The following is a 25,942-nucleotide window of genomic DNA, read 5'->3' as shown; positions in this document are numbered from 1 at the left end:
ATATTACTTCTTTCCGCCCATAGCAGTAGCGAAGGCATGAGCGTTATCCTGAGACTCAGCCAACTTGGCAGCCTCAGCAATCTTCTGATTGTAACGCTCCAGAGTGATAGGCTTGATCTGCTGGCCATCGGTCAACTTGGTGATACCCTTCAATACGATGCGGTCGCCTACATGGAGACCAGAAGTTACAATATAGTTCTTGCCGTCATCCTGTGGATTTACCTTGATCTCAGAATACTTCACCTTGTTATCCTTGGTTACGATGTAAACGAAGATCTTATCCTGCACCTGAGAGCAAGCCTCCTGAGGGATGACGATAGCACTGTTATGATCGTTAGGAACCACGATAGAACCTGCACCACCACTCTTCAGCAACTTCTCTGGGTTAGCGAAGTGAGCGATGAGAGAGATAGAACCGGAAGTAGCATCGATGACACCACTCATCTTGACTACCTTACCTGGGTGATTATAGATAGAACCGTCTGCCAACTGCAACTTAACAGCTGGGAACGCAGCAATGGCTGCCTGAACACTACCATTGGTCTTAGACATGCTCAAGATCTGAGACTCAGAGAGTGAGAAGAATACCTCCATGGTGCTGATATTGGAAACGGTAGTCAAAGCCTGGCCAGAAGCGCTAACCAAAGCACCCACCTTGAAAGGAAGGCTACCTACAACACCTGCAGAAGGGCTGGTAACGGTACACCAAGACAACTGCTCGCGGGCTGAAGCCAGAGCAGCCTCTGCCTGAGCTACCTGAGCCTTAGCGGTTGCATAGCCGTTAGCTGCTGTAGAAAGTTCATATTCACCGATAATCTTGCTATCATACAACTTCTTATTGTTCTGGTAAGTCAACTTTGCCGTGTTAGCCTGAGCCTTGGCTGTATTGACAGCGGCAGCAGCTGAACGGACAGCAGCCTGATAAGTCTCGCTATCGATAGAGAACAAAGCCTGACCTGCTGAAACAGTCTGACCCTCATGTACAAAAACCTTTGTAATGAAGCCAGAAACCTTAGGACGTACCTCTACATCCTGAATACCCTTGATGGTAGCAGGATAGGTAGTCTGCAATGCGGCGCTGGAAGTGCCGATGGTAGCCACGGCAAACTCATCATCGCCGAAGTCTGGTAAACCACCCTTCTTACTTCCACCACATGATGTCAAAGCAGCAAGAACACAAACTGCTGCAACAAACAAAACGTTTTTAATTTTCATACCTATTTATATTATAATTTATTATTTTATGTCATACCTTTTATATATACCGCCCTCTGGCGGAAACTGAAACAATGCTTTTAGTTTTAAAAAGCGGTGCAAAATTACGAATAATAAACGAATAACGGCTCGCAGGGAGCCGTTATTTAACAAAAATTATTCTCTGTTTAAGTTTTCTGCCATATTCAGCCCCATATCCTGGGCTTTCTTCATCAGAAGTTCCATCAGCGGCTCGCGCTCGTTAGCCACCTTGTTGTCCAGCACGGCATCCTTGAGATACTGCTTCAGTACGCCTACTTCGCGGCATGGTTTGAGCTGGAACATCTCCATGATTTCATTGCCGTCGATGCATGGCTGGAGCAGTCGCTTGTAGTCACGATCCTGAAGATCAACCAGCTTCTCGCGCACCATCTTGAAGTTATCCAGGAATCGCTGCTTGCGCACCTGGTTCTTGCTGGTGATATCAGCCTCGCAAAGCGTCATCAGGTCGTTGATGTCATCACCCGCATCATTCAGCAGTCGGCGCACGGCGCTATCAGTCACCTCTTCATCCGCTATCACAATCGGACGCATGTGGAGCTCCACCAGTTTCTGCACATACTTCATCTTGGCATCCATCGGCAGTTTCATACGGCGGAAGATGTTAGGAATCATCTTGGCACCGATAATGTTATGGCTGTAGAAAGTCCATCCGATGTTGTTGTCCCATCGCTTGCTCCTCGGCTTTCCTATATCATGGAAGAGGGCAGCCCAGCGGAGCCAGAGGTTATCGCTGTGCTTGCACACATTCTCCAAAACCTCCATCGTATGGTCGTAATTGTTCTTGTGGGCTTTTCCGTTGCGGGTCTCTACCTTATCCATTGCCACCAGTTCCGGCAGGATGAGATCGAGCAGTCCGGTATCCTTCAGATAATAGAAGCCGCTGCTGGGATGCTTGGAGAGCATAATCTTGTTCATCTCGTCGCAGATACGCTCGCCACTGATAATCTTCAGCCGTTCGGCATTGCGCGAGAGAGCGGCATAAGTCTCATCTTCTATCTGGAAATTGAGCTGGGTAGCAAAACGTACACATCTCATCATACGGAGCGGGTCGTCAGAAAAGGTGATATCCGGATCGAGCGGAGTGGCAATGATGCCATCCTCCAGGTCATAGACACCATCAAACGGATCGACGAGTTCGCCAAAACGGTCCTTGTTCAGGCAGACCGCCATAGCATTGATGGTGAAGTCGCGACGGTTCTGGTCATCCTCCAGGGTTCCATCCTCTACAATCGGCTTGCGCGAATCACGGTTGTAACTCTCCTTTCGTGCTCCCACGAACTCTACTTCTGTATCCTTATACTTAACCTGTGCGGTTCCGAAATTTCGGAACACCGAAAGATGTGCCTTCTTGCCCAGCTTCTTCTTGAGGGCAGAAGCCACCTCAATTCCGCTCCCCACCACCACGACATCGATGTCATTGGAAGGGCGCTCCAGGAAGAGGTCGCGCACATATCCACCTACTACATAGCATTCCACAGACAGCGCATCCGCCGCCTCTGAAATCTCGTGAAAAATATCCTTATCTAGTATTTGCGCCAGTTCGGCATTGGTCAAATTTCTCATACTCATTTAATTTCGGGGTGCAAAGTTACTGCAAATCGAAGACAATACAAAATAAAAAAGCACTTTTTTTTATTTTTATTGTTGAGATGCAGCGTAACTTGTCTAAAGTTACTGCAAATAATGTAAAATACAAAATAATTATTTGGCTATTTCACAATAAATGTGTATATTTGCACCGAATTTCGAAATTATTATGGCAGATTTATTGAAAACAGAACAGCAGTTTAAAGTTGTTATGGGAGAATGCAGGGCATTATTTGAGAAGAAGCTTCACGATTATGGAGCCTCTTGGAGAATCTTGCGCCCATCTTCCTTAACCGACCAACTCTATATCAAGGCGAAGCGCATCCGCTCGCTTGAAATCAAGAAAGAATCACTCGTAGGCGAAGGCATCCGTCCGGAGTTTATCGCGCTTATTAATTATGGTATCGTAGGACTCATCCAGCTGGAAAAGCCATTCGTGGATGAAGTAGATATGACACCGGATGAGGCGATGAAGCTCTACGACAAGCATGCCCAGGAAGCCCTGGAACTGATGCTCAAGAAGAATCACGACTACGACGAGGCCTGGCGATCGATGCGAGTGAGCAGCTATACCGACTTTATTCTCACCAAGATACAGCGAGTAAAGGAAATCGAGGATATCGCAGGAGCCACTCTCGTATCAGAAGGCATTGATGCCAACTATATGGACATCATCAACTACGCAGTTTTCGGTGCCATCAAAATGGGAGAAAAGTAAGAAGGCTCATTAATAAGAAGGTTCATTCTATCAGGTAAAAGAGGACATTGATATGACAGCAAAGCAGATTATAACAAAAACAGCGGTGAATATCGGGCGACTGCTCGTGGCTGTAACCTTCATCTTCTCAGGATTCGTGAAGGGAATGGATCCACTGGGCACGCAATACAAAATAACCGACTATCTGGAAGCGCTGCATATCGACTGGATGTTTCCCGACTGGAGCACTCTGGTGATGTCGGTATTGCTTGCCACTGCTGAGTTTGCCATCGGTATCTTCCTTCTCTTCGCCATCCGACGGAGACTGACGAGCAAGATTACCCTTGCCGTGATGATAGTGATGACGCTGATTACACTCTGGATCGTCATCGCAGCCCCAGTAAAGGATTGCGGATGCTTCGGTGATGCCGTAGTGCTCACCAATATGGAGACATTCATCAAGAACATCATTCTCCTGATATTCGCCGTCCTGCTCTGGAGAAAGCCGCTGGAGATGCCGAGACTCATTTCGAGACAGACACAGTGGGTGGTAATCAACTACACCTTCCTCTTCTCCATCGTGATGAGCACCTGGAGCCTGTGGTATCTGCCGCAGTTCGACTTCCGCCCTTATCACATCGGCGCCAACATAGCCAAGGGTATGGAGATTCCGAAGGGAGCCAAACAGCCGAAGTTTGACACCACCTTCATCCTGGAGAAGAACGGAGAACGGAAGGAGTTTACTATAGACAACTATCCCGATTCTACCTGGACCTTCATCGACAGCAAGACGGTGCAGACCGAAGAAGGCTACGTGCCTCCTATCCACGACTTCAGCATAGAAGATATGAAGACGGGCGAAGACATCACCCAGGAAGTGATTCACCGCAAGGGATACACCTTCCTGCTTATCTCGCCACATCTCGACTTTGCCGATGACAGCAACTTCGGAAGCATCGATGAGATATACGAGTATGCCACCGACCATGACTATCCCTTCCTCTGCCTCACGGCAAGTACGGAGAAAGCCATCAGGCACTGGCAAGACATCACGGGAGCAGAATATCCCTTCTATATCACAGACGAGACGACGCTGAAGACCGTGATACGCAGCAACCCGGGACTGCTGCTGCTGAAAGACGGCACCATCATCCGGAAATGGAGCCACAACGACCTGCCTAAGATGGCAGACCTGGCAGGCAAGCCGCTGGAGAAGACTGAAATCGGCAAGATGCCGGAAGTAAGTGCCGCCAAGAAGATAGCCGGCATCATCTCCTGGTTTGTCATCCCGCTGGTACTCCTTACCATCGCCGACCGGCTTTGGGCATGGGGTGCCTGGATCAGAAAGAAAGAGAATTCAAACAGAATATTATCAACTTTTAAAAAGAAAAGAAAAATGAGAAAGAAAATTGTAGCAGGTAACTGGAAAATGAACATGAACCTGCAGGACGGTGTTGCTCTCGCTAAGGAGATCAACGAGGCATTGGTAGCTGACAAGCCAAACTGTGACGTAATCATCTGTACTCCATTCATCCACTTGGCTTCTGTAGCTCAGGTTTTGGATTCAAAGGTAGTAGGTCTCGGTGCTGAGAACTGCGCTGACAAGGCTAAGGGTGCTTTCACAGGTGAGGTTTCAGCTGAGATGGTAAAGAGCACAGGTGCTCAGTACGTTATCCTCGGTCACTCAGAGCGTCGTCAGTACTATGGCGAGACTGCAGAGATCCTGAAGGAGAAGGTAGAGTTGGCTTTGGCTAACGGTTTGAAGGTTATCTTCTGCTGCGGTGAGACTCTCGAGGAGCGTGAGGCTGAGAAGCAGAACGAGGTTGTTAAGGCTGAGTTGGAAGGTTCAGTATTCCACTTGAGCGCAGAGGCTTGGAAGAACATCATCCTCGCTTACGAGCCAATCTGGGCTATCGGTACAGGTAAGACCGCTACATCTGATCAGGCAGAGGAGATGTTGGCATACATCCGCTCTATCGTAGCTGAGAAGTATGGCAACGAGGCTGCTGAGGAGACATCAATCCTCTACGGTGGTAGCTGCAAGGCTAGCAACGCTCCTGAGCTCTTCGCTAAGCCAAACATCGACGGTGGTTTGATCGGTGGTGCTTCTTTGAAGGCTGCTGATTTCAAGGGTATCATCGACGCTTGGAAGAAGTAATCTCACAAGAATATTTACCAAAGGGGATGCCTTCTTTCCTGGGGGCATCCCTTTCCCTATCTTTATAGGATAACAGAAACAGATTGCTGACACATTATATATTAATAAAAGGTATATATATATATTAAATAAGGTATAGTCATGAAACAATTCGTCACATTATTGATTTTCATCCTCTGCTCATCTATCCAGATGAATGCGCAGACTTACTTGGATTATCTCAAGCAGAAGAATCCAGGACAGGGTGTCGTGACCGTACACCAAAGCAAGGCTATCGACGAATTGGTGAACGGAAAACAGGTTCCAACCCATACGAATCAGGTGAATCCACAGGACGATAAGACTAAGACTACCCCACAACCACAGAAGAAACCAACAGATACTCAGCATAAAGAAGTAACTCCAGCTACCCAGCACAAACAGAGACCAGACTCACTCAAGAAGAACGAGCCACAGCACGAAGCTGCCAAGGAGAAACAGCATGGAAACAATGCACAGAAGGCTGAGACACATCAGGAAGAAACCGAGATGCCTGTAGTGGACATGCGCAAGAAGGTAATGCGCAGAAGCTATAAGGTTACAGGATATAGAGTACAGATCTTTGCCGGAGGAAACTCACGCAACGACCGACTGAAGGCTGAACAGACGGGCAACAACATCAAGATGAAGTTCCCAGACCAGCCTGTATATGTGCACTTCTACTCGCCAAGATGGATTTGCCGCATGGGCAACTTCCGCGAACTGGGCGAGGCTAAGAAGGTGCTAGCCAAGGTGAAAGCCCTGGGATACAGACAGGCATGCCTGGTAAAGGGACAGATTACAGTACAGTATTAAAGTGAAGAGTGAAGAATTCAACAGTCTTACTATTCATAAAGTTCAAAATTCAAAGTAAATAAGATATGAATCCAGAAACAGAATTTCGCGAGGGATTGGATGAACTCGCAGGACACTATAAGGAAGTATTGAAGCTCCTGGGTGAAAACACAGAGCGCGAAGGACTTGTCAAGACTCCTATGCGCGTAGCCAAGGCGATGCAGGTATTGACCCGCGGCTACTATCAGGATGCCCACAAGGTGTTGACCGATGCCCTCTTTGAGGAGAAATACGACCAGATGGTCATTGTGAAGGACATTGATTTCTTCTCTCTCTGCGAGCATCACATGCTGCCTTTCTATGGCAAGGTACACGTGGCTTACATCCCTAACGGCAAGATTACCGGACTGAGCAAGATTGCCCGCGTGGTAGATATCTTCAGCCACCGCCTTCAGGTGCAGGAGCGCCTTACCCAGCAGATCAAGGACTGCATCCAGGAGACCTTGAATCCTCAGGGTGTGATGGTGGTGATAGAAGCTAAGCACATGTGCATGCAGATGCGTGGCGTGGAGAAGCAGAACTCCATCACTACTACCAGCGATTACAGCGGCGTATTCAATTCACTGAACACCCGTCAGGAGTTTATGAGCCTGCTCAGAGGTGAGAGCAAGAGAATTTAATTTTTTAATGTTGAATGTTGAATGTTGAATTAGGCATATGCCATATCAACTCATCATTCAACATTCAACATTCAACATTCAACATTATCAAAAACAATGAAGTTTATATCCTGGAACGTGAATGGCCTGCGTGCTTGCGTGGGCAAGGACTTCGAGAGCCAGTTCAAGGCGCTCGATGCCGACTTCTTCTGCCTGCAGGAGACCAAGATGCAGGAAGGTCAGCTCGACCTGAAGTTCGAGGGCTACGAAAGCTACTGGAACTATGCCGAGAAGAAGGGATATTCGGGCACAGCCATCTATACCCGCCACCAGCCACTGAGCGTAAGCTACGGTATGGGCGTGGAGGAGCACGACCACGAAGGAAGAGTCATCACCCTGGAGTATGACAACTTCTATCTCGTAACCTGCTATACCCCGAACTCCCAGACCGAGTTGAAACGACTGGATTACCGTATGACCTGGGAAGATGATTTCCACAAGTTCCTGAAGGCTTTGGATGCCAAAAAGGCTGTGGTGGTCTGCGGCGACCTGAACGTGGCACATCAGGAGATAGATATCAAGAATCCGAAGACCAACCGTCGCAATGCCGGTTTTACCGACGAGGAGCGCGATAAGATGACCGAGCTTCTGAACGACGGCTTTACAGATACCTTCCGCTATCTGCATCCCGAAGAGGTTACCTATTCGTGGTGGTCATACCGATTCAAGGCACGCGAGAAGAATGCCGGCTGGCGTATCGACTACTTCCTGGTATCCGACCGCTTGAGAGAACAGATTACAGAAGCCAAGATTCATACCGACATCATGGGCAGCGACCACTGCCCGGTAGAGGTTGACCTGGCACTCTAAATATTGTAAAAAGGTCTGGCGAATATCATCGCCAGACCTTTTTTCAGTTATGCATATATCAGAGAAAAATAAAGGGGATGTACCTTCCTCCCGGAAGCCATCCCCATATTGGTCATATCAACATAAAATTTTAATTTATATAAGAGAGATTTTTCTATTAATTTAAGAGAGATTTTCTATTCTAGTGATCTTCTATTCTAGAAATCTTCTACATCAAAGACTGAATCTCAGAGAGATTTCTCTTCTCAGTGGTACCATCCTTGTATGTTATCATGAAGTAATTGTGGATAGACTTACCATTCTTGAACTGAACAACAGCCACACCACCTTCACGGAGCTGGAGAGTGAAGTATCCCTCACGCTTGCCGTTAACATACTTTCCGTGCCACTTCTCCTTACCATTCTTGTAGTAAGTGGTAACCTCACCATTGAAGATCGTATTGCGGTCGTTACCGAGATCGATGAAGCTGTATCCACCCTCGGCACGAAGATTACCGTTCATATAGAAGTCCTGGAACACATCCTTCTTATTGATGCCAGCGCCGGTAGTCATCAGCAATCTGTAATAACTAGCCTGATCTGCACTAGCCACATTACTCATATTTTCTGCATAGAAAATAGTGTCTGCTACTACTGTTGCATTCTCTATGCGCTTGCGACCGAAAGTAGCTACGGTCATGAGAGCCATCAATGAGAATAATATAATTCGTTTCATATTCTTTATTTTTAGATTGTTACTTATTGCTTGTTGTTTCTTTTTTCTGATGCAAAGATACTACAAATTCCGGTAAGTTGTATCATTCCTTAACGCTATTTTATCTTATTTTTGGGGTCGGTTTTACTTTTTGAAAGAAAACGCACACAAAATTACAATCTGACATTTTAGGGGGTCGTTTTTTACACTTTGAAATAGGCATATTTCAATATACCCCCATAACACCCCTATCCCGTTTACATATTGACAGCAAGTGATAGAAACAGAGCACGGCAGCCCATGCTTTTTTTTGAGATATTTTGAAAACTTTTCGCAAGAAAACTAGCGTATATACTTTTTATTTTGTACTTTTGCACTAAAATATATTTAATATAAGGTACGCGTATGATAAAATATACCATCAAGGCACCAAGCCAACTGAACGCAAGTATCAACTTGCCAGCATCTAAGAGTATCAGCAACCGAGCGCTCGTAATCAGTGCGATGGCTGGAAGCCATATCCAACCCGACAACTTGAGCGACTGCGATGACACGGAAGTAATCGTTGCAGCCCTTCAGAATATGCCAGAGGTCATCAACATCAAGGCAGCCGGCACAGCCATGCGTTTCATGACCGCCTATCTCTCTGCCACCCCTGGCGAACATACCATCACCGGCACCGAGCGCATGCAGAACCGTCCTATCGGCATCCTTGTAGATGCCCTGCGCTATCTGGGCGCCGACATCACCTACGAGAAGAAGGAAGGTTATCCCCCACTCCACATCCGAGGCAAGGCGCTGGAAGGCGGCCACCTGGAGGTAGTGGGCAATATCAGTTCGCAATACATCTCGGCGCTTCTGATGATCGGTCCGATTCTAAAGAACGGACTGGAACTGAAGTTGACAGGAGAGATTGCATCCCGCCCTTACATCGACCTTACGCTCTGGACGATGAAAGAATATGGTGCCGATGCCGACTGGACGGATATGGACACCATCACCGTGAAGCCACAGCCTTACAAGGAGACATCTTATATGATAGAGAACGACTGGAGTGCTTCTTCCTACTGGTATGAGATGATGGCACTGAATGGCAACATCGACTCCAGAATCCAGCTCGAAGGCTTGATGGACTGCTCGAAGCAGGGAGATTCCGTGGTTAAATACATCTTCAGTCTGCTGGGAGTGAAGAGCGAATTCGAGAACCATGATCATCTTACGGATGTTATGCTGAAGGCGAACCGCTGTCTGCTGCCGAAATTCAAATACGATTTCTCCGGTTCTCCAGATTTGGCTCAGACCATCGTGGTAGCCTGCTGTGCCTTGGGTGTGAAGTTCAGGTTCACGGGTCTTGCCAGCTTGAAGATCAAGGAGACCGACCGCATCGAGGCTCTGAAGACAGAGTTGAAGAAGGTGGGCTATGTCATCCACGATGAAAACGACAACACTCTGTATTGGGATGGCGAAACCTGCGATCCTTCATTTGCTCCAATCGATACCTACGAGGATCATCGTATGGCGATGGCATTCGCCCCTCTCGCCTTCAAGTTCCCTCAGATTGAGATCAATAATCCGGAGGTAGTGAGCAAATCCTATCCTCATTATTGGGAAGACCTGAAGAAAGTAGGGTTTGAAATTATTGAGAGTGAAGAATGAAGAGTGAAGAATGAAGCGTGAAGAATTCAACAGCCTTTGCTAATCATAAAGTTCAAAGCTTAAAGTTCATGTTCAAAGTTCAAAGTTCAAAGTTCAAAGTTCAAAGTTCAAAGTTCAAAGTAAATGCTATACTTGATTTTAGCCCTGGTGGCATTAGGCCTGATAAGCGCCATATTCGGAATCGTATCTCACCGCAGGGGAGAGGACGAGGAGCCTCTGCAGGAAGGCGTATCGTGCAACACCTGCAACGGTGAGAACTCGAAGTGCGAGCAGGAGTGCATGATGGAAGCCGCCACCAAAGAAATAGAATATTACGATGATGAGGATCTCGACCGCTTTGCCGGTCGGGATGCCGATGCCTATACCGATGAGGAGGTTGAGAAATTTTCGGAAGTGCTCTATACCATGCAGCCGGAAGAAGTGGCTGGATGGAACAGAAGCCTGATACTGAGAGGCATCAACCTGCCCAACCAACTGAAGGATGAAGTCATCGGCTTTTTAAGCTAGAAATTTGCAGTTCAAAGCTCAAAGTAAACGCATGGATATACTACAATATACATTTTTCCAAAACGCACTGATAGGCGCCTTTCTGGCAAGCATCCTGTGCGGGTTTATCGGAACCTACATCGTTACCCGCCGATTGGTATTCATCAGCGGCGGCATCACCCATGCCTCTTTCGGAGGCATCGGCATCGGCGTGTTTACAGGAATCAATCCGATACTCTCCGCCATGGTTTTCGCCATACTCAGCGCCTTCGGAGTGCAATGGATATCACGCAAGAAAGATGTGCGAAAGGATTCCGCCATCGCCATGTTCTGGACCCTGGGAATGAGCGTGGGCATCATCTGCTGCTTCCTGACTCCAGGATTCATGCCCGACCTGCCCTCCTTCCTCTTCGGAAGCATCCTTGCCATCGACAGCGCAGACCTGTGGCTGCTGGGCGGTCTTGCCCTCATCGTAGCCCTCCTCTTCACCTTTCTCCTGCGCCCTATCCAGAACATCGCATTCGACAGTACCTTCGCCCGTTCGCAGCATCTGCCGGTTACAGCCATCGAATACCTGATGATGACGCTCATCGCCATGACCATCGTGGCTACACTGAAAATGGTGGGCATCGTGCTCGCCATCAGCCTGCTCACCATTCCGCAGATGACCGCCAACCTCTTCACCTATAATTACAGGCAGATGATATGGGCAAGCATCATCCTGGGATGGATAGACTGCATCGCCGGTCTCTACATCAGTTATCTGCTCAACGTGCCATCGGGTGCCACCATCATCTTCATCAGCATCGTGGTATTCGCACTCGCCAAAATCGTCCTGGGCATCAGAAGAAAGATGCCAGATAAACAATAGAAAGCATGAAAGGCAAAAGCCCCATCAAACACTTTTTTCTGATAGGACTCGCTGTGATTGCAGCGATCCTTACGGGATGCTCTACGCAGAAGAATACGGCGCAGAGCAGGTGGTGGCATGCCTTTAATGCCCGATACAATACCTATTATAATGGCATCGTGGCTTATATCGACGGGGCGCTGGAGAAGGAAGAAGGCAACCGGGACAACTTTACGGAGCAGATTCCGCTCTATACCGTAGGCAACAGGAACAGCCGCGATCTGGGCAAAGCCAACTTCGACCGTGCCATCGAGAAATGCGAGAAAGCCATCCATCAGCACAGCATCAAGCGCCGCCCCGTATGGGAACCCGGCAGGAAAAAGACGGCGAAAGATATCGAATGGCTCAGTCGCAGGGAATACAATCCGTTTTTATGGAAAGCGTGGATGCTGATGGGCCGTTCTCAATTCCAGAAGGGGGATTTCGAGGGGGCCGCTGCCACCTTCGCCTATATGAGCCGCCTTTACTCCACCCAGCCTGCCATCTACGGCAAGGCGCGCGCCTGGCTTGCCAAATGCTATATCGAGCAGGGATGGACCTACGATGCAGAAGATGTGATCCGAAACATCCAGCGCGATTCCATCCACTGGCGTGCCCAGAAGGAATGGGATTATGCCTTCGCCGATTACTATATCCACACGGGGGATGCCCGGAAGGCGATTCCCTATCTCAGGAAGGTGATAAGCCATGAGATGCGACACAAGCAGAAAGCCCGCCAGTGGTATCTGATGGGACAGTTGCAGGCTTCCATCGGCAACCAGCAGGAGGCTTATCAGGCTTTCCGCCACGTCATCCGGCTCAATCCGCCCTACGAACTGGAGTTTAATGCCCGCATCGCCATCACCGAGGTCTTGGCTTCGGGCAACAGCAGGAAGATGATCAGCCGACTCAAGCGCATGGCGGCATCGGATAATAACAAGGAATATCAGGACCAGGTATATTATGCCATCGGCAACATCCACCTGGCCCAGAAAGATACCCTGCGTGCCATCTATGCCTACGAAAAAGGCAACCGGAAGGCTACCCGAAACGGTATAGAGAAGGGTGTACTCCTGCTGCGTCTGGGCAATCTGTATTGGGAAACCGGACGATATGCTGATGCCAAGCGCTGCTATGGCGAAGCAATCGGCTTGCTCGATCAGGACAGAAAAGATTATCCGCAACTGGCTCATCGCTCCAAGGTGCTGGACGAACTGGTGCCTTATACCGATGCCATCGCCCTCCAGGATTCCCTGCAGTCCCTTGCCAAAATGGACGAGAGAGACAGAAATGCAGCCATCGACCGTGTGATAGCTGCCCTGAAAAGAAAGGAGAAAGAGGAAGAAAGAAGGAGATGGGAAGACGGTGCTGAGATGAATTCGGAATATGAAGGAGGAGTGGATGGGAATGGTTCCGGGAATGATTCCGGAAACGGATTCGGGAATGCATCAGGAAACGGATTCGGGAACACCAATACCTGGTATTTCTATTCCCCTGTAGCCGTAAGCCAGGGTAAGGCGCTCTTCGAAAAACTCTGGGGCAAGCGAAAGAACCTCGACAACTGGCAGCGAATCAACAAAACAGTTGTAGCTTCGGCACAGGAAACGGATATCGCTCAAGGAACGAATTCTGATCAAGATTCCAAGCTTCAGCCTGATGCATTACAAGACGCTCTATCCCATTCTTTATCCCAGAAAGAATCCGGCAAGACATCTGCCGATAGCGCCAGCCTCGACCCTCATCAACGGGCTTATTATCTGGCTCAGATTCCGTTCACCCCAGAGCAGATGTCAGCGAGCAACCAGCTCCTGGCGGATGGCTTATACCATGCCGGAATCATCTTCAAAGACCGGCTCGACAACCTGGCTCTGAGCGAGAAGATGCTGCTCCGGCTGGTGGACAACTACCCGGATTTCAAGCATCTCGACGAAGCCTATTACCATCTGTATCTGCTTTATTCCCGAAAGAAGCAAACTCAGATGGCAAACAGTTATGTCGATAAATTAAAGAAGGATTACCCCGAAAGTCAGTTCACAGCCCTCCTCTCCGACCCTTACTATCTGGAGAATGCGAGGATGGGGGTACACATCGAAGATTCCATCTACACCCTCACCTATCAGGCATTCAAGGAGGGCAAGTACGAGGTGGTGATGCACAACTCGGAAATATCAGACAAGCGGTTCCCTACTGGCGCCAACCGCGACAAGTTCCTCTTCATCAGCGGTATGACCCAGCTCAACGAGGGCAAGGTTTCCGAATGTCTGGAAAAGATGAACCAGGTGATAGCGCAATATCCCAACAGCCGGTTGAGCGAGATGGCGGGAATGATCGTAAACGGCGTGAATGCCGGAAGACGACTCTACGGCGGAAAGTTCGACCTGAGTAATGTCTGGGCGAAACGCAGCGATGTGCTCAGCTCCCAGGACTCCACCCAGCAGAAAGGATTCTCAGCCGACCGCAACGACCGTTTTGTCTTCCTGCTCTCCTACAGTCCAGATTCCGTCAACGAAAACCAGCTGCTCTTCGAGGTAGCCAAGTATAACTTCACCACCTATATGGCGCGCAATTTCGACATCAGCATCGAAGACCTCCAGGGGTTGCATCGCCTGCAGGTAAGCGGTTTCCAGAACTACGATGAGGCGCGCCAGTATGCCAACGAGCTGCATCAGCAAGCCGGCATCCTCCGTCTGATTTCCAAGGCGAGAAGCTACGTAATCAGCGAGCCGAACCTCGAGCTTCTGGGCAGAAATCTCTCGTATGATGATTATGACAAGTTCTATACCCGTCACTTTGCACCGCTGAAGATCAGCAAGATGCGCCTGCTGATGGAGCCAACGGAAATCGTAGTGGATAAGGATTCCCAGAAGGAGGAAGATGCTCTGGAGGAAGAAAATGATTCTCAGAAGAAGAATCCTGAAGATAATGGAATCGATATCGAGAGCCAGCCTACAGAAGATACCGATACCGGCATCTACTTCGATGACTCGAATGCCCCAGAATCTGAAGCCGATGATGAATACATCGAGCTGAATGGATTCTGATAAAGCAAGAAAGCTCTAGCGGCAAGGAAGCCGTTAGAGCGAACAGAAGAAGGTAACCAGGAACGGTACGGAGAAATCTACGCAGAAGCCGTGGAAGATGGAAACGATGATGAAGCTCTCGCCCGAATAGCGGGTGATGATAGGCAATGTGGTATCCATCGTGGTGGCTCCACCCACGCTGATAGGCGCCAGCTTGCCGAAATACTTCGCCAGCAGGGGCGCACAGAGCAGGGTGAGAATCTCACGGAAGATGTTGGCAAGCAGGGCGATGGTTCCCAGCTCGGCACCCCGATACTGCGTGATGAAGATGCTCGACAATGAGTAGTATCCGAAGCCCGAACCGATGGCGAGACAGTCGGAGAGCTGACGGTGTCCCAGTATCAGGGAGGCAGCCGCGCATCCGGCAAGGGTTCCCAGGATGGTCATCACCGGCAGCATCATCAGCCGGGGATTCACCTTTCTGAAACTCTTCAGGATAGAGGTATCGCAACCGATGCTGATACCCACGCAGAACATCAGGCAACAGAGGGCATAATAGCTCACGTCGCTCGCCAGGAAACTGGCAGGAATCACATCCCACACTCCCACGATGATGCCCAGTACGAAGAAGCCTACGATAATCAGACTACCTTTCATTTCCTGCCTCCTTTCTGCAGACATATCTCCACAATGCCCACGCAAAGATTGCACTACCCAGACTTCCGGCTATCGTAAGCACGATGGCTTCGAGTCCCAGGGTCTGAAGACCATTGATAATACGAGGGTTCGCTCCCACCTCGATGCCAAGCAGGAAGAGGAGTACCCAGATAAGCGCCGTGATGACACGACCGATAAAACTCATTTTCTTGTTGCGGAGCAGGTACCCCGTACCAATTCCGCATAGCATGATCATTACAATCTTGAGCATTGTTTCTTCTTTTCTTCTTTTTTTTTATTATTTTGATTACTTTTATCTTCGATAATAATAACGGATTCCCGGTCTTAATATTATAAAAAAGACCGAGAATCCTGATGATATTTGTAAGTAAGCTATAGCAGTTGCCCCCAATCGGAAGAGCCATCAGCCCGACTTCGGCTGCCATAATCTAAACTTATGACACACCTTTTTTTTCAATTAAGTTTCTTTAACCACAACTCTCTTCCGTCATTCAATTATTCTTTGTACTTTAGCACCTCAAAAATAAAAATATATCCTAAAAGGATACTGCAAAATAATACTCTAAAAGGATAATGCTATATGAGCAACGGATTATTACTATGGATCGATGATGAAATTGAGCTCCTCAAGGCACATATCATCTTCCTGGAGAAAAAAGGTTACGAGATTGCCACGGTGAGCAATGGATCGGATGCCATCGAGCTATGCCGACAGCAATCCTTCGACCTCATCCTCCTCGATGAAATGATGCCTGGACTGAGCGGTCTGGAGACCCTGCAGCAAATCAAGGACATCCAGCCCGCTACTCCCGTTGTGATGTGTACCAAGAGCGAAGAGGAAAACATCATGGACCAGGCTATCGGGTCGAAAATCGCCGACTATCTCATCAAGCCCGTCAACCCGAGCCAAATCCTGCTCTCGCTGAAAAAGAACATCCACCAAAAGGATATCGTGACCGAGATGACGCAGAGCGGATACCAGCAGGACTACCAGCAGATTGCACTGAAGATGATGGACTGCCGTACCTGCAGCGACTGGATGGAAATATACAGAAGACTCGTGAAATGGGAACTGGAACTGAGCGATACCGACAGCCAGATGACCGAGATGCTCGCCATGCAGAAGGAGGAGGCTAACATCGGATTCGCCAAATTCATCGCCAGGAACTATCTGGAATGGATAGACCTGATGAGGAATGGGAATGCCGGAAAGAATGGATATGCCGGAAAGACTGCCGATACATCTTCTTCCGACGACCGCCCGATGATGAGCCCGGATGTCTTCAGGAACAGGATCTTCCCGATTCTGGACAAGGGGGAGAAGGTGTTCCTCATCGTGATAGACAACTTCAGATACGACCAGTGGAAGATGCTGGCGGCTGACATCGGCGAGCTGTTCGACATAGACGAGGATATGTATATGAGCATCCTGCCTACAGCCACGCAATACGCCCGGAACGCCATCTTCAGCGGTCTGATGCCCAACAGGATTGCCGAGATGTTTCCGGAGCTCTGGGTGGATGAAGACGAGGAGGAGGGCAAGAACCTGAACGAGGAGCCGCTGATACAGACAATGCTCGACAGATACCGCAAGCGATACAGCTTCTGCTATCACAAGGTGAACGATTCGCAGGGTGCCGACCGGTTTATGGAGCACTACAATGAATGCAGGGAGAAGGACCTTAACGTGCTGGTAATCAACTTCATCGACATGCTCTCGCATGCCCGGACGGAATCGAAGATGGTACGCGAGCTCGCCAATACGGAGAGTGCCTACCGCAGCATCACGCAGAGCTGGCTGCGCCACTCGGTGCTCTCGGAACTGTTCAGAAGGCTGTCGCAGGATGACTGCAAGGTGGTGATCACCACCGACCACGGAAGCATCCGCGCCTCGAAGCCCATCAAGATCATCGGCGACCGCAACACGAATACCAACCTGCGCTACAAGCTGGGCAAGAACCTGGCCTGCAATGCCAAGGAGGTTTTCACCATCAGGGACCCGAAAAGGGCACAGTTGCCTGCTCCCAACCTGAGTACATCGTATGTCTTTGCCTACGGAGACGCTTTCTTCGCCTATCCGAACAACTACAATTACTACGTTTCGTACTACAAGGATACCTTCCAGCACGGTGGCATCTCGATGGAGGAAATGCTCATTCCGATCATCACACTGACACCGAGAAAGAGAAATTAAAATTAAAAATTAAATATATGAAGATTAAGATTGATTCATTAGACAACATCCATGCTGCAGCCAAGGAATTCCTGCAGAACATGGGCGACGGCAAGGTCTTTGCCTTCTATGGCAAGATGGGTGCCGGAAAGACAACTTTCGTTAAAGCTATCTGCGAGGAACTGGGCGTGGAGGATGTAATCACCTCGCCTACCTTCGCTCTCGTCAACGAATACACTGCCGGAAACGGCGATTCTATCTACCATTTCGACTTCTACCGCATCAAGAAGATTGAAGAGGTGTATGATATGGGATACGAGGATTACTTCTACAGCGGAAACCTCTGCTTCCTGGAGTGGCCGGAACTCATCGAGGACCTGCTGCCGGAGGATTGTACCAAGGTGACCATCACCGTGGAGGAAGATGGTAGCAGAAGCGTAGAATTCTAGAGGCTATTTCGCAAATTCGGATTCTAACAAAAAAGCATACGTCCCGATGCAGCTGATGCCGCACCGGGACGTATTTTTTTTAGTCTTCTGCCCTGTCTTACAGCAGAGCCTCAAACTTCTCCTTGAGGGTTGACTTGTTGGCTGCACCAACAAACTTGTCAACGAGCTGGCCACCCTTGAAGAAAAGGATGGTAGGGATATTGCGAACGCCAAACTCCATTGCGATGTCGTCGTTCTCCTCTACATCACACTTACCAACTACCAACTTACCGTCAAACTCCTCTGCCAATTCTGACACGATAGGAGCAATCTGGCGGCAAGGACCACACCATGTAGCCCACAAATCTACTACCAATGGCAACTCGCCATTCTTGTAACTCTCGAAATTCTCGGTTGTAATTGTTACTTCCATTTTTTTCTACCTTTTTTATATAGTTAATAATATTCTCATGAATCATTTTTAATTGATCTGATACGACATCTTCGGATGGTCGTTGACAAACTGTATCAGATCCCTGCTCACTCCCACCGTGCGGTCCTGCGCACGCAGCAGCACATTGGTCTTGGTCTCGGCATCGTGAATCTGAAGGAAGAGCTGTGCCTTGCCCTCATCATTCTCCACCAGCGTCTTGATATCATTCACCAGCGTTTCGTCTATCACCGTACTGTCCACGATGATGGTAAACTTCTCCAGGCGGTTCTCCTTCACGGTCTGGAGATACTCCACGGTGCTGATCTTGAAGTCAAGAAAGTTGCTATTGCCGTAACGGGACACACACTTCGCCGTAACGAAGATGGTGCTGCCCTCTACCATGATGCCTCGCCAGTTGCCCCAGTCCTCACCGAAGAGCGCCAGCTCGCCCGATCCTTCGAAATCCTCGATGGTGACGAAGCCGCACGGCTTTCCGGTCTTGGTGAACTTGGATTTCACCCCGGTGATGATGCCGCCGAACACCACATCCTCCTTCTTGGCAAGCTCCACCTTGTCGCCCAGTTCAGAGCAGTGGGTATTGCAGAGGTTGCGGAGGATGATTTCGTAATCGTCGAGCGGATGAGCCGAGAGATAGATGCCCACGAGCTCACGCTCCCTGTTGAGCCTCTCGATGGTGCTCCAGGATTCAGCTTCCGGTATAGGAGGGGTGGCTATCTCCACCGCCTCTACACCTCCGAAGAGCGAGGTGGCTGCCTCGCGCTGCTCCTGCTGGTAGAGCTGACCGTATCTTACGAGCGTATCCAGGAAGGTATCGCCCTTGCTGTTCTTGCCGAAGTACTGCTCGCGGCGGATGCCGAAGCTGTCGAAACCGCCACTCAGAGCCAGACTTTCGAATGCCTTGCGGTTGACATTGGAGAAATCCACGCGCTCGGCAAAATCGAAGATGTTCTTATAAGGGCCGTTCTTCAGGCGCTCTGCCACGATGGCATCGGCGGCAGGAGTTCCCATACCCTTGATGGCGGAAAGTCCGAAGCGTATCTCGCCATGCTCGTTCACACCGAAGGCACGGTAACTCTCGTTTACATCCGGTCCCAGGGTCTTGATGTCCATCGACTGGCACTCCTCCATCAGCTTGGTAATCTCGGTGATCTGCGCAAAGCGGCGGGTCATCAGCGCTGCCATGTATTCGGCTGGATAGTGTGCCTTGAGATAGGCTGTCTGATAGGCTACCCAGGAATAGCAGGTGGCGTGCGACTTGTTGAAGGCATAGGATGCAAACTTCTCCCAGTCGCTCCAGATTTTCTCGAGCACAGCCGGATCGTGGCCGTTCTCCTGTCCCTGTTTGATGAACTTCGGCTTCATCGCATCTACGATAGCCTTCTTCTTCTTACCCATCGCCTTACGGAGGGCATCCGACTCGCCTCGGGTGAAGCTTGCCAGCTGGCGGGAAAGGAGCATCACCTGCTCCTGATACACCGTGATGCCGTAGGTATCCTTGAGGTATTTCTCCATGCAGGGGATATCGTAGGTGATGGCCTGCTGGCCGTTCTTGCGGGCGATGAAGTCGGGGATGTAATCCATAGGTCCCGGACGGTAGAGGGCGTTCATGGCGATGAGGTCCTCGAAAACCGTAGGCTTCAGCTCGCGGAGATACTTCTGCATACCCGGCGACTCGAACTGGAAGGTTCCGATGGTCTGGCCGCGCTGGTAGAGCTGATAGGTAAGCTCATCATCAATAGGGATGGTATCGAGATCTACGACATCGCCCGTGGTCTGCTTGATTACCTTGCACGCCTCCTTCATCTCGGAGAGGGTCTTCAGACCCAGGAAGTCCATCTTGATGAGTCCGGTGGTCTCGATCACGTGACCGTCGTACTGGGTTACTGCCGTCTTCAGTCCCGGGAAATCAGGGTCATCGGCGGTAGATACAGGCACCCAGTTGCTGATAGGGTCGCGGCAGATGATGAATCCGCAGGCATGGATACCCGTGCCGCGGATGGTACCCTCGAGCATGCGGGCATACTTGATGGTATTGCTCTCGCGGGGGTCGCTGGAGTATTCTGCCTCCTTCAGCTCCGGGGTATATTTGATGGCGTTGGCAAGGTTCATCTTCGCTCCGTCGGGCAGACGGTCGGGAATCGCCTTGCAGAGTGCATTCGCCTTGTCCAAAGGCAGCTTCTCTACGCGCGCCACATCCTTGATGGAGTTTTTGGTGGCCATCGAACCGTATGTAATAATGTGGGCACAGTTCTCGTGACCGTACTTATCCATTACCCAGCGCAACACCTTGCCTCGGCCGTCGTCATCGAAGTCGGTATCGATATCAGGCAGGTTCACACGGTCTGGGTTCAGGAAACGCTCAAACAGCAGGTCGTACTTCAGAGGGTCGATCTTGGTGATTCCCAGGCAATATGCCACTACGGAACCTGCCGCTGATCCACGGCCCGGGCCCACCATTACGCCCAGCTCTTCGCGTGCCGCCCTGATGAAGTCGGACACGATGAGGAAGTAGCCCGGGAAACCCATGGTCTTCATCACGTGGAGCTCGAAGTTCACGTGCTCATCCACATTCTCGGGCAGCGGATCGCCATAAAGCTTCCTGGCTCCCTCGTAGGCGAGGTGGCGCAGGTATTCTGCCTCAAACTTGATGCGGTATATCTTGTCGTAGCCGCCCAGACGGTCGATCACCTTCTGACCATCCTCGGGCGACAGCTGGTTCTCTCCATTCTCATCAGTGGTAAACTCCCTGTAGAGGTCTTCTTCCGACACCTTCTGGCGCAGCTGCTCCTCGGTACCGAAACTCTCCGGAATGGGGAAGAACGGCATGATAGGACCATGGTCGATGCTGTAGATTTCCACCTTATCCAATACTTCGAGGGTATTCGAGAGCGCCTCGGGCACATCAGCGAACACTTCGTTCATCTCCTCGCGGGTCTTGAACCACTCCTGCTTGGAGTAGCGCATGCGGTTAGGATCGTCCAGGTCCTTGCCGGTGGCGATGCAGAGCAGATGGTCGTGCGCCTCGGCAGTCTCCTTGTCCTCGAAGTGGCAGTCGTTTGTACATACGAGCTTGATGCCGTATTCCCTGGCAAACTCGATGAGCACCTTGTTCGCCTTCTGCTGCAGTTCGTAAGCCTCGCGGTTGGCGAGCAGGCTCGGATCATCGGGCACCTTGTGGCGCTGCAGCTCCAGGTAATAGTCATCGCCGAAGAGATTGTGATACCACTCGCATGCCTCGCGGGCTCCGGCGATATCGCCCTTCAGGATCTTGGCTGGCACCTCGCCGGCGATACATGCCGAGCAGACGATGAGGTCTTCGTGATACTTCTCCAGGTCGGCACGGTCGGTTCGTGGGCGCATGTAGTATCCATCCACCCACGAATTGCTCACCAGCTTGATGAGGTTCTTGTATCCGTTATAGTTCTTGGCGAGCACGATGAGGTGGTAACCACTCATATCGCCCTTGTCCTTCTCGCGGTCGCCCTTGGTGCGTCGTGCCACATACATCTCGCAACCGATGATGGGCTTGAAGGGTTCGAGTCCCTCTTTCTTGCGGTCTTTGTTGACCTTTCCGCAATAGTCAACCAGCTCCTTGATGCCGAACATCACACCATGATCGGTTACTGCCATACCCTTCATGCCATCCTTGATGGCCTTGTCCACCAGACATGGAATCTTGGACTGGCCGTCGAGGATGGAATACTGTGTATGGACGTGTAAATGAACAAAATCTTCCATTTTTTGCATTAAAATTCGTAATTTGAGAACAAAGTTACTGCTAAAAGTTGATATTGCCAAAAGAAATGGGAGAAAAATTTGCAAAAACGATAAAAATGACGTACCTTTGCACCGAAAATAAAAACGTAAACCTTTCTCATGGGACAAAAAATCAAGAAACTAAAAAAGATAAGAATTCACCGCGAAGGCACCGACCAGCTGGTGTTCGGCGGTATAGCACTGGTGGCTGTCGCAGCAGTACTGTGGATGGCTTTTGACAACAAGATACCTTTCTGGGCATTCCTTGTGGTCTTCGGTGTAGTATATGGTATCGTGCTCAACTTCTACCGATGCCCGATCAGATTCCTGAACGTGGAAGATACCGAGAAACTCGTGGTAGCTCCTGCCGACGGCAAGATCGTAGTGATAGAGGAAGTGGAGAATGCACCTTACTTCAACGACAGGCGACTGATGATTTCCATCTTCATGAGCCTCTGGAACGTACATGCCAACTGGTTTCCTGTGGATGGCAAGGTGAAGTTCGTGAAGCACGAGGACGGAAAGTTCATGAAGGCATGGCTGCCTAAGGCGAGCGAGGAGAACGAGCATGCCGACACGATGATCACCACCCCTGAGGGCGTGGATGTATTGTGCCGGCAGATTGCCGGTGCCGTAGCCCGCCGCATCGTAACCTATGCCAAGGAGGGAGAAGAGTGCTACATCGATGAGCATCTCGGATTCATCAAACTGGGTTCACGAGTGGATGTGTATCTGCCTCTCGGCACGGAAGTATGCGTGAAGATGGGACAGTCAACCACAGGTGATCAGACAATCATAGCAAAACTGAAATAAGAAAAAATGAGTATTAAGAAGCATATTCCAAACACGATTACCTGCTGCAACCTCATCTCAGGCTGCATCGCTACATCGTTTGCCTTCGGTGGAAATCCCGAAATGGCACTGTTGTGGATTATCATTGGAGCTATTTTTGACTTTTTCGATGGTATGAGCGCCCGCTTGCTGCACGTTTCATCGCCTATCGGCAAGGAGCTGGACTCGCTTGCCGACGATGTGACCTTTGGCGTAGCACCAGCCACCATCGTATTCTCACAACTCTTTGTAATGGAGTATCCGGAGTTTCTGGAGCCTTTGCGCCCCTGGTTGCCATACGTAGCCTTCATCATCGCAGCTTGCTCTGCCCTGAGACTGGCGAAGTTCAACCTGGATGAGCGCCAGACTACCTCTTTCATCGGAGTACCTACGCCAGCCAATGCGCTGTTCTGGGGTTCGCTGGTAGTAAGCAGCCCCAGCTGGATTACCAACCAGAGCTGGTCGATATATCTCGTGCTGGCGCTGATTTTCATCACCAGCTTCCTGCTGGTATGCGAGTTGCCGCTGTTCGCCCTGAAGTTCAAGCAGTGGTCGTTCAAGGGCAACGAGGTGAAGTATAGCTTTGTCGGTTTCGCCATCGCCGTTCTTGCGGTATCTGTGGCTGCCGAAGGAGCAAGAGGATTCCTGGAGGGATGGTGGCCTATCATCCTGATGTACGTACTTCTCTCCTGGATGATGTTTTTGAAGAAAAAATAAAAATATAGGTTTTGTCATTTCCTTTTCAAGGAAAGGCGTTAATTGTTAGTATAGGCATCAGCTTTCTAACAAAGATAAAAAGATTAAGGAACAACAAAGGCTTACTTCCGGCGGGAAGTAAGCCTTATTTTTTTATTTAATTGTGTACGAGCGTACCAATCTCCTCACCTTCCATCACCTTCTTCAGGTTGCCGACTACATCCATATTGAATACGTAGATAGGAAGGTCGTTCTCCTTGCACATGGTAGTAGCCGTGAGGTCCATCACCTTCAAGCCCTTGGTGTAGATTTCATCATAGGTGATGTCCTTGAACTTTGTAGCGGTAGGATCCTTCTCTGGGTCGGCGGTATAGATGCCGTCCACACGGGTACCCTTGAGCATCACGTCTGCCTCAATCTCGATACCACGGAGAGAAGAACCGGTATCGGTAGTGAAATATGGGCTGCCTGTACCTGCAGAGAAGATGCAGATGTAGCCGTCTTCCATTGCCTCGATGGCCTTCCACTTGGTGTAGAACTCACCGATAGGCTCCATGCGGATAGCTGTAAGCACCTTGTTCTTCACGCCCAGTGCACCGAGGGCACTGCTCAGGGCGAGAGAGTTGATGACGGTGGCACACATACCCATCTGGTCGCCCTTCACACGGTCGAATCCCTTCTGGCTTCCGCTCAATCCACGGAAAATGTTACCACCACCGATCACGATACCGATCTGCACGCCCATCTCGTGAACTTCCTTAATCTGCTTAGCATAATCACTCAAGCGCTCAGGGTCGATGCCGAAGCTCTGCTTGCCCATCAGGCTCTCACCGCTCAACTTCAAAAGAATTCTTTTAAACTTTGCCATAAATATCTTGTTTAATGTTTATTGTTTCATATTTGCTGAAGGAATCAGGAATCTGATTTCGCCGAAGGCATACGACCGGATCATTCCCTTCCTGTCGTGAAGGATGAGATGGCCGTCATCTTCCACCTCTACGAAGGCACCCTCGAACTTTCCGTCGGCATCCTCGTACCAGTGGAATCCCTTGCGGCGGTAGAGCGAGAGATGATAGATGCCCGAAACATCCATATAGTCGGCACGGCGGAGCAGCTCATAATACTTCTTGAATGCCTCGATGATCTTCTGCAGCACCTCTTCCCTATCCACCTCGTGACCCAGAATCTGAGCCAGGGATACCGGATTGGGCGCATCGCTGTGGAACTCGGTCTGATTGATGTTCACCCCGGTACCGAAGATGCATCGCTTGATGCCCTTGGAATCGACAGAGGTCTCAATCAGCGTGCCGCTGATCTTCCTGTCGTTCCAATATACATCGTTCGGCCATTTCAGCGTAATGCCGTCGGTATAGGTATCCAGGGCATCCTTGACGGCTAGGGCTCCTGCCTCTGAGAGCTGGAACTGCTGGCGTACGGGCACCCAGGTAGGAGTCATCAGCAAACTGAACAGGAGGTTCTTGCCCGGTTCGCTCTCCCAGGTATGTGTGCCCTGTCCCCTGCCTGCCGTCTGATAATCGGCTACAGCCACGATGAGCGTATCATCCTCGCAGGCTTTCATTCCCTTCAGGAAGGTATTCGTAGAATCCACTTCCTGCATTCTTATGATCTTTGTTTCCATTTTCACCTTATTATATATATGTAAGCATCTGCCTCAAAGGATGAGCATCGGATTGAAGGCATCCTTGAGATGCTGCAGACTCTTCACCTGATGTTCGCTTCCCACGATGGAGATGACATCGAAGCGCAACTCTTTGTCCACCTGGCATTCCTTGACATAGGCATTGGCAGCTATGGCAAGATTCCTCATCTTGCTGGGGGTGACAGCCTCTTCGGGCTGCTGGTATTTCCCGCCGGTGCGGGTCTTCACCTCTACCACCACCAGGGTGGAGCCATCGGGAGTATAGGCAAGGATATCCAGGTCGCGGCGGCCTAGCCTCCAGTCACGATCTATGATGGTATAGCCCTTATCTTCCAGATAGAACACAGCCTCATCTTCTCCCCATTTGCCCAAATCATTATGTTCAGCCATAGATTATTCTCTTCAGTTTACCTCTGGCGGCATCATTTTCCGCCCAAAAAGCACTATTACTATGCAAAAATAATACTTTTCTTTCATCCA

23 protein-coding genes are annotated in these 25,942 nt (G+C 49.9%); 13 read left to right on the top strand and 10 right to left on the bottom strand.

All coding sequences use genetic code 11. From position 1 onward, the window contains the following. Positions 1-3 precede the first annotated feature (3 nt). The gene (locus tag AAAT87_RS04580; protein ID WP_295024691.1) at positions 4-1,215 is read right to left on the bottom strand and encodes an efflux RND transporter periplasmic adaptor subunit; all 1,212 of its coding nucleotides are present in this window, start codon (positions 1,213-1,215) and stop codon (positions 4-6) included. Between the two features lie 156 nt (positions 1,216-1,371). Continuing rightward, positions 1,372-2,820 (bottom strand): CCA tRNA nucleotidyltransferase, encoded by a 1,449-nt coding sequence (locus AAAT87_RS04575; protein WP_153097765.1) that lies wholly within the window; start codon positions 2,818-2,820, stop codon positions 1,372-1,374. A 193-nt stretch (positions 2,821-3,013) separates the two neighbouring features. Between AAAT87_RS04575 and AAAT87_RS04570 the strand changes: the two genes are divergently transcribed. From AAAT87_RS04570 to AAAT87_RS04550, 5 genes are all read left to right on the top strand, one after another. Beyond that, positions 3,014-3,562: a DUF1599 domain-containing protein gene (locus tag AAAT87_RS04570; RefSeq protein WP_349225759.1), complete on the top strand. Its 549-nt coding sequence runs from the start codon at positions 3,014-3,016 to the stop codon at positions 3,560-3,562. Between the two features lie 52 nt (positions 3,563-3,614). Then, entirely contained in the window at positions 3,615-5,699 is a 2,085-nt protein-coding gene (locus AAAT87_RS04565; RefSeq protein WP_349225758.1) for a BT_3928 family protein, read from the top strand. A 141-nt stretch (positions 5,700-5,840) separates the two neighbouring features. Next, positions 5,841-6,533, top strand: coding sequence for an SPOR domain-containing protein (locus tag AAAT87_RS04560; protein ID WP_349225757.1), 693 nt, complete (start codon positions 5,841-5,843; stop codon positions 6,531-6,533). A 65-nt stretch (positions 6,534-6,598) separates the two neighbouring features. Then, positions 6,599-7,192 (top strand): GTP cyclohydrolase I FolE, encoded by a 594-nt coding sequence (gene folE / locus AAAT87_RS04555; protein ID WP_295024686.1) that lies wholly within the window; start codon positions 6,599-6,601, stop codon positions 7,190-7,192. Positions 7,193-7,288: 96 nt separating this feature from the next. Beyond that, a complete protein-coding gene (locus AAAT87_RS04550) occupies positions 7,289-8,041 on the top strand; it encodes an exodeoxyribonuclease III (protein WP_296972682.1) in 753 nt (250 codons plus the stop codon). Positions 8,042-8,249: 208 nt separating this feature from the next. Here the strand turns inward: AAAT87_RS04550 and AAAT87_RS04545 are convergent, their stop codons facing one another. Next, positions 8,250-8,756 (bottom strand): toxin-antitoxin system YwqK family antitoxin, encoded by a 507-nt coding sequence (locus tag AAAT87_RS04545; protein ID WP_295024683.1) that lies wholly within the window; start codon positions 8,754-8,756, stop codon positions 8,250-8,252. 387 nt (positions 8,757-9,143) lie between these two features. On the opposite strand from AAAT87_RS04545, the gene AAAT87_RS04540 reads away from it, so the two are divergent. From AAAT87_RS04540 to porW, 4 genes are all read left to right on the top strand, one after another. Then, a complete protein-coding gene (locus tag AAAT87_RS04540) occupies positions 9,144-10,391 on the top strand; it encodes a 3-phosphoshikimate 1-carboxyvinyltransferase (RefSeq protein ID WP_296972695.1) in 1,248 nt (415 codons plus the stop codon). Positions 10,392-10,514: 123 nt separating this feature from the next. Then, the gene (locus AAAT87_RS04535) at positions 10,515-10,898 is read left to right on the top strand and encodes a hypothetical protein (protein WP_349225756.1); all 384 of its coding nucleotides are present in this window, start codon (positions 10,515-10,517) and stop codon (positions 10,896-10,898) included. A gap of 31 nt (positions 10,899-10,929) precedes the next feature. Next, positions 10,930-11,748, top strand: a complete 819-nt coding sequence (locus tag AAAT87_RS04530) for a metal ABC transporter permease (RefSeq protein WP_089544015.1) — start codon at positions 10,930-10,932, stop codon at positions 11,746-11,748. A gap of 5 nt (positions 11,749-11,753) precedes the next feature. Then, positions 11,754-14,807: a type IX secretion system periplasmic lipoprotein PorW/SprE gene (porW, locus tag AAAT87_RS04525; protein ID WP_349225755.1), complete on the top strand. Its 3,054-nt coding sequence runs from the start codon at positions 11,754-11,756 to the stop codon at positions 14,805-14,807. 33 nt (positions 14,808-14,840) lie between these two features. On the opposite strand, the gene AAAT87_RS04520 is transcribed toward porW, so the two are convergent. Both AAAT87_RS04520 and AAAT87_RS04515 read right to left on the bottom strand, forming a co-directional pair. Continuing rightward, positions 14,841-15,443, bottom strand: a complete 603-nt coding sequence (locus AAAT87_RS04520; protein ID WP_295024063.1) for a LysO family transporter — start codon at positions 15,441-15,443, stop codon at positions 14,841-14,843. After that, the gene (locus AAAT87_RS04515; protein WP_089544018.1) at positions 15,433-15,714 is read right to left on the bottom strand and encodes a LysO family transporter; all 282 of its coding nucleotides are present in this window, start codon (positions 15,712-15,714) and stop codon (positions 15,433-15,435) included. The genes AAAT87_RS04520 and AAAT87_RS04515 overlap by 11 nt, the downstream gene beginning before the upstream one ends. Positions 15,715-16,044: 330 nt before the next feature. Here AAAT87_RS04515 and porX point away from each other — a divergent pair, with 330 nt between their 5' ends. Both porX and tsaE read left to right on the top strand, forming a co-directional pair. Beyond that, a complete protein-coding gene (porX, locus tag AAAT87_RS04510; RefSeq protein WP_349225754.1) occupies positions 16,045-17,658 on the top strand; it encodes a T9SS response regulator signal transducer PorX in 1,614 nt (537 codons plus the stop codon). Between the two features lie 17 nt (positions 17,659-17,675). Further along, a complete protein-coding gene (tsaE, locus tag AAAT87_RS04505) occupies positions 17,676-18,086 on the top strand; it encodes a tRNA (adenosine(37)-N6)-threonylcarbamoyltransferase complex ATPase subunit type 1 TsaE (RefSeq protein WP_295024059.1) in 411 nt (136 codons plus the stop codon). 97 nt (positions 18,087-18,183) lie between these two features. Here tsaE and trxA read toward each other — a convergent pair whose 3' ends face one another. Then, positions 18,184-18,498, bottom strand: coding sequence for a thioredoxin (trxA, locus tag AAAT87_RS04500; protein ID WP_089544029.1), 315 nt, complete (start codon positions 18,496-18,498; stop codon positions 18,184-18,186). A 48-nt stretch (positions 18,499-18,546) separates the two neighbouring features. Continuing rightward, positions 18,547-22,257, bottom strand: a complete 3,711-nt coding sequence (gene dnaE / locus AAAT87_RS04495) for a DNA polymerase III subunit alpha (protein ID WP_295024057.1) — start codon at positions 22,255-22,257, stop codon at positions 18,547-18,549. Positions 22,258-22,395: 138 nt separating this feature from the next. On the opposite strand from dnaE, the gene AAAT87_RS04490 reads away from it, so the two are divergent. Together AAAT87_RS04490 and pssA are read left to right on the top strand one after the other, a co-directional pair. Continuing rightward, complete coding sequence (locus AAAT87_RS04490) at positions 22,396-23,088, top strand: phosphatidylserine decarboxylase family protein (RefSeq protein WP_153091171.1); 693 nt, start codon at positions 22,396-22,398, stop codon at positions 23,086-23,088. Between the two features lie 6 nt (positions 23,089-23,094). Further along, positions 23,095-23,823: a CDP-diacylglycerol--serine O-phosphatidyltransferase gene (pssA, locus tag AAAT87_RS04485; protein WP_349225753.1), complete on the top strand. Its 729-nt coding sequence runs from the start codon at positions 23,095-23,097 to the stop codon at positions 23,821-23,823. A gap of 136 nt (positions 23,824-23,959) precedes the next feature. Here the strand turns inward: pssA and pyrH are convergent, their stop codons facing one another. Genes pyrH through AAAT87_RS04470 form a run of 3 tightly spaced genes read right to left on the bottom strand, consistent with a single transcriptional unit; the run spans position 23,960 to position 25,852 of the window. Further along, entirely contained in the window at positions 23,960-24,670 is a 711-nt protein-coding gene (pyrH, locus tag AAAT87_RS04480) for a UMP kinase (protein ID WP_089544033.1), read from the bottom strand. 18 nt (positions 24,671-24,688) lie between these two features. Then, a complete protein-coding gene (locus AAAT87_RS04475; protein WP_298529115.1) occupies positions 24,689-25,441 on the bottom strand; it encodes a biotin--[acetyl-CoA-carboxylase] ligase in 753 nt (250 codons plus the stop codon). 33 nt (positions 25,442-25,474) lie between these two features. Further along, on the bottom strand, positions 25,475-25,852 hold the full coding sequence (locus AAAT87_RS04470; RefSeq protein WP_295024050.1) for a YraN family protein: 378 nt from the start codon (positions 25,850-25,852) through the stop codon (positions 25,475-25,477). Between the last annotated feature and the right edge of the window lie 90 nt (positions 25,853-25,942).

The sequence above is a fragment of the Segatella sinensis genome (genome assembly GCF_040095255.1).
Taxonomy (GTDB): domain Bacteria; phylum Bacteroidota; class Bacteroidia; order Bacteroidales; family Bacteroidaceae; genus Prevotella; species Prevotella sinensis.
This window is presented reverse-complemented; position numbering and strand designations above follow the sequence as displayed.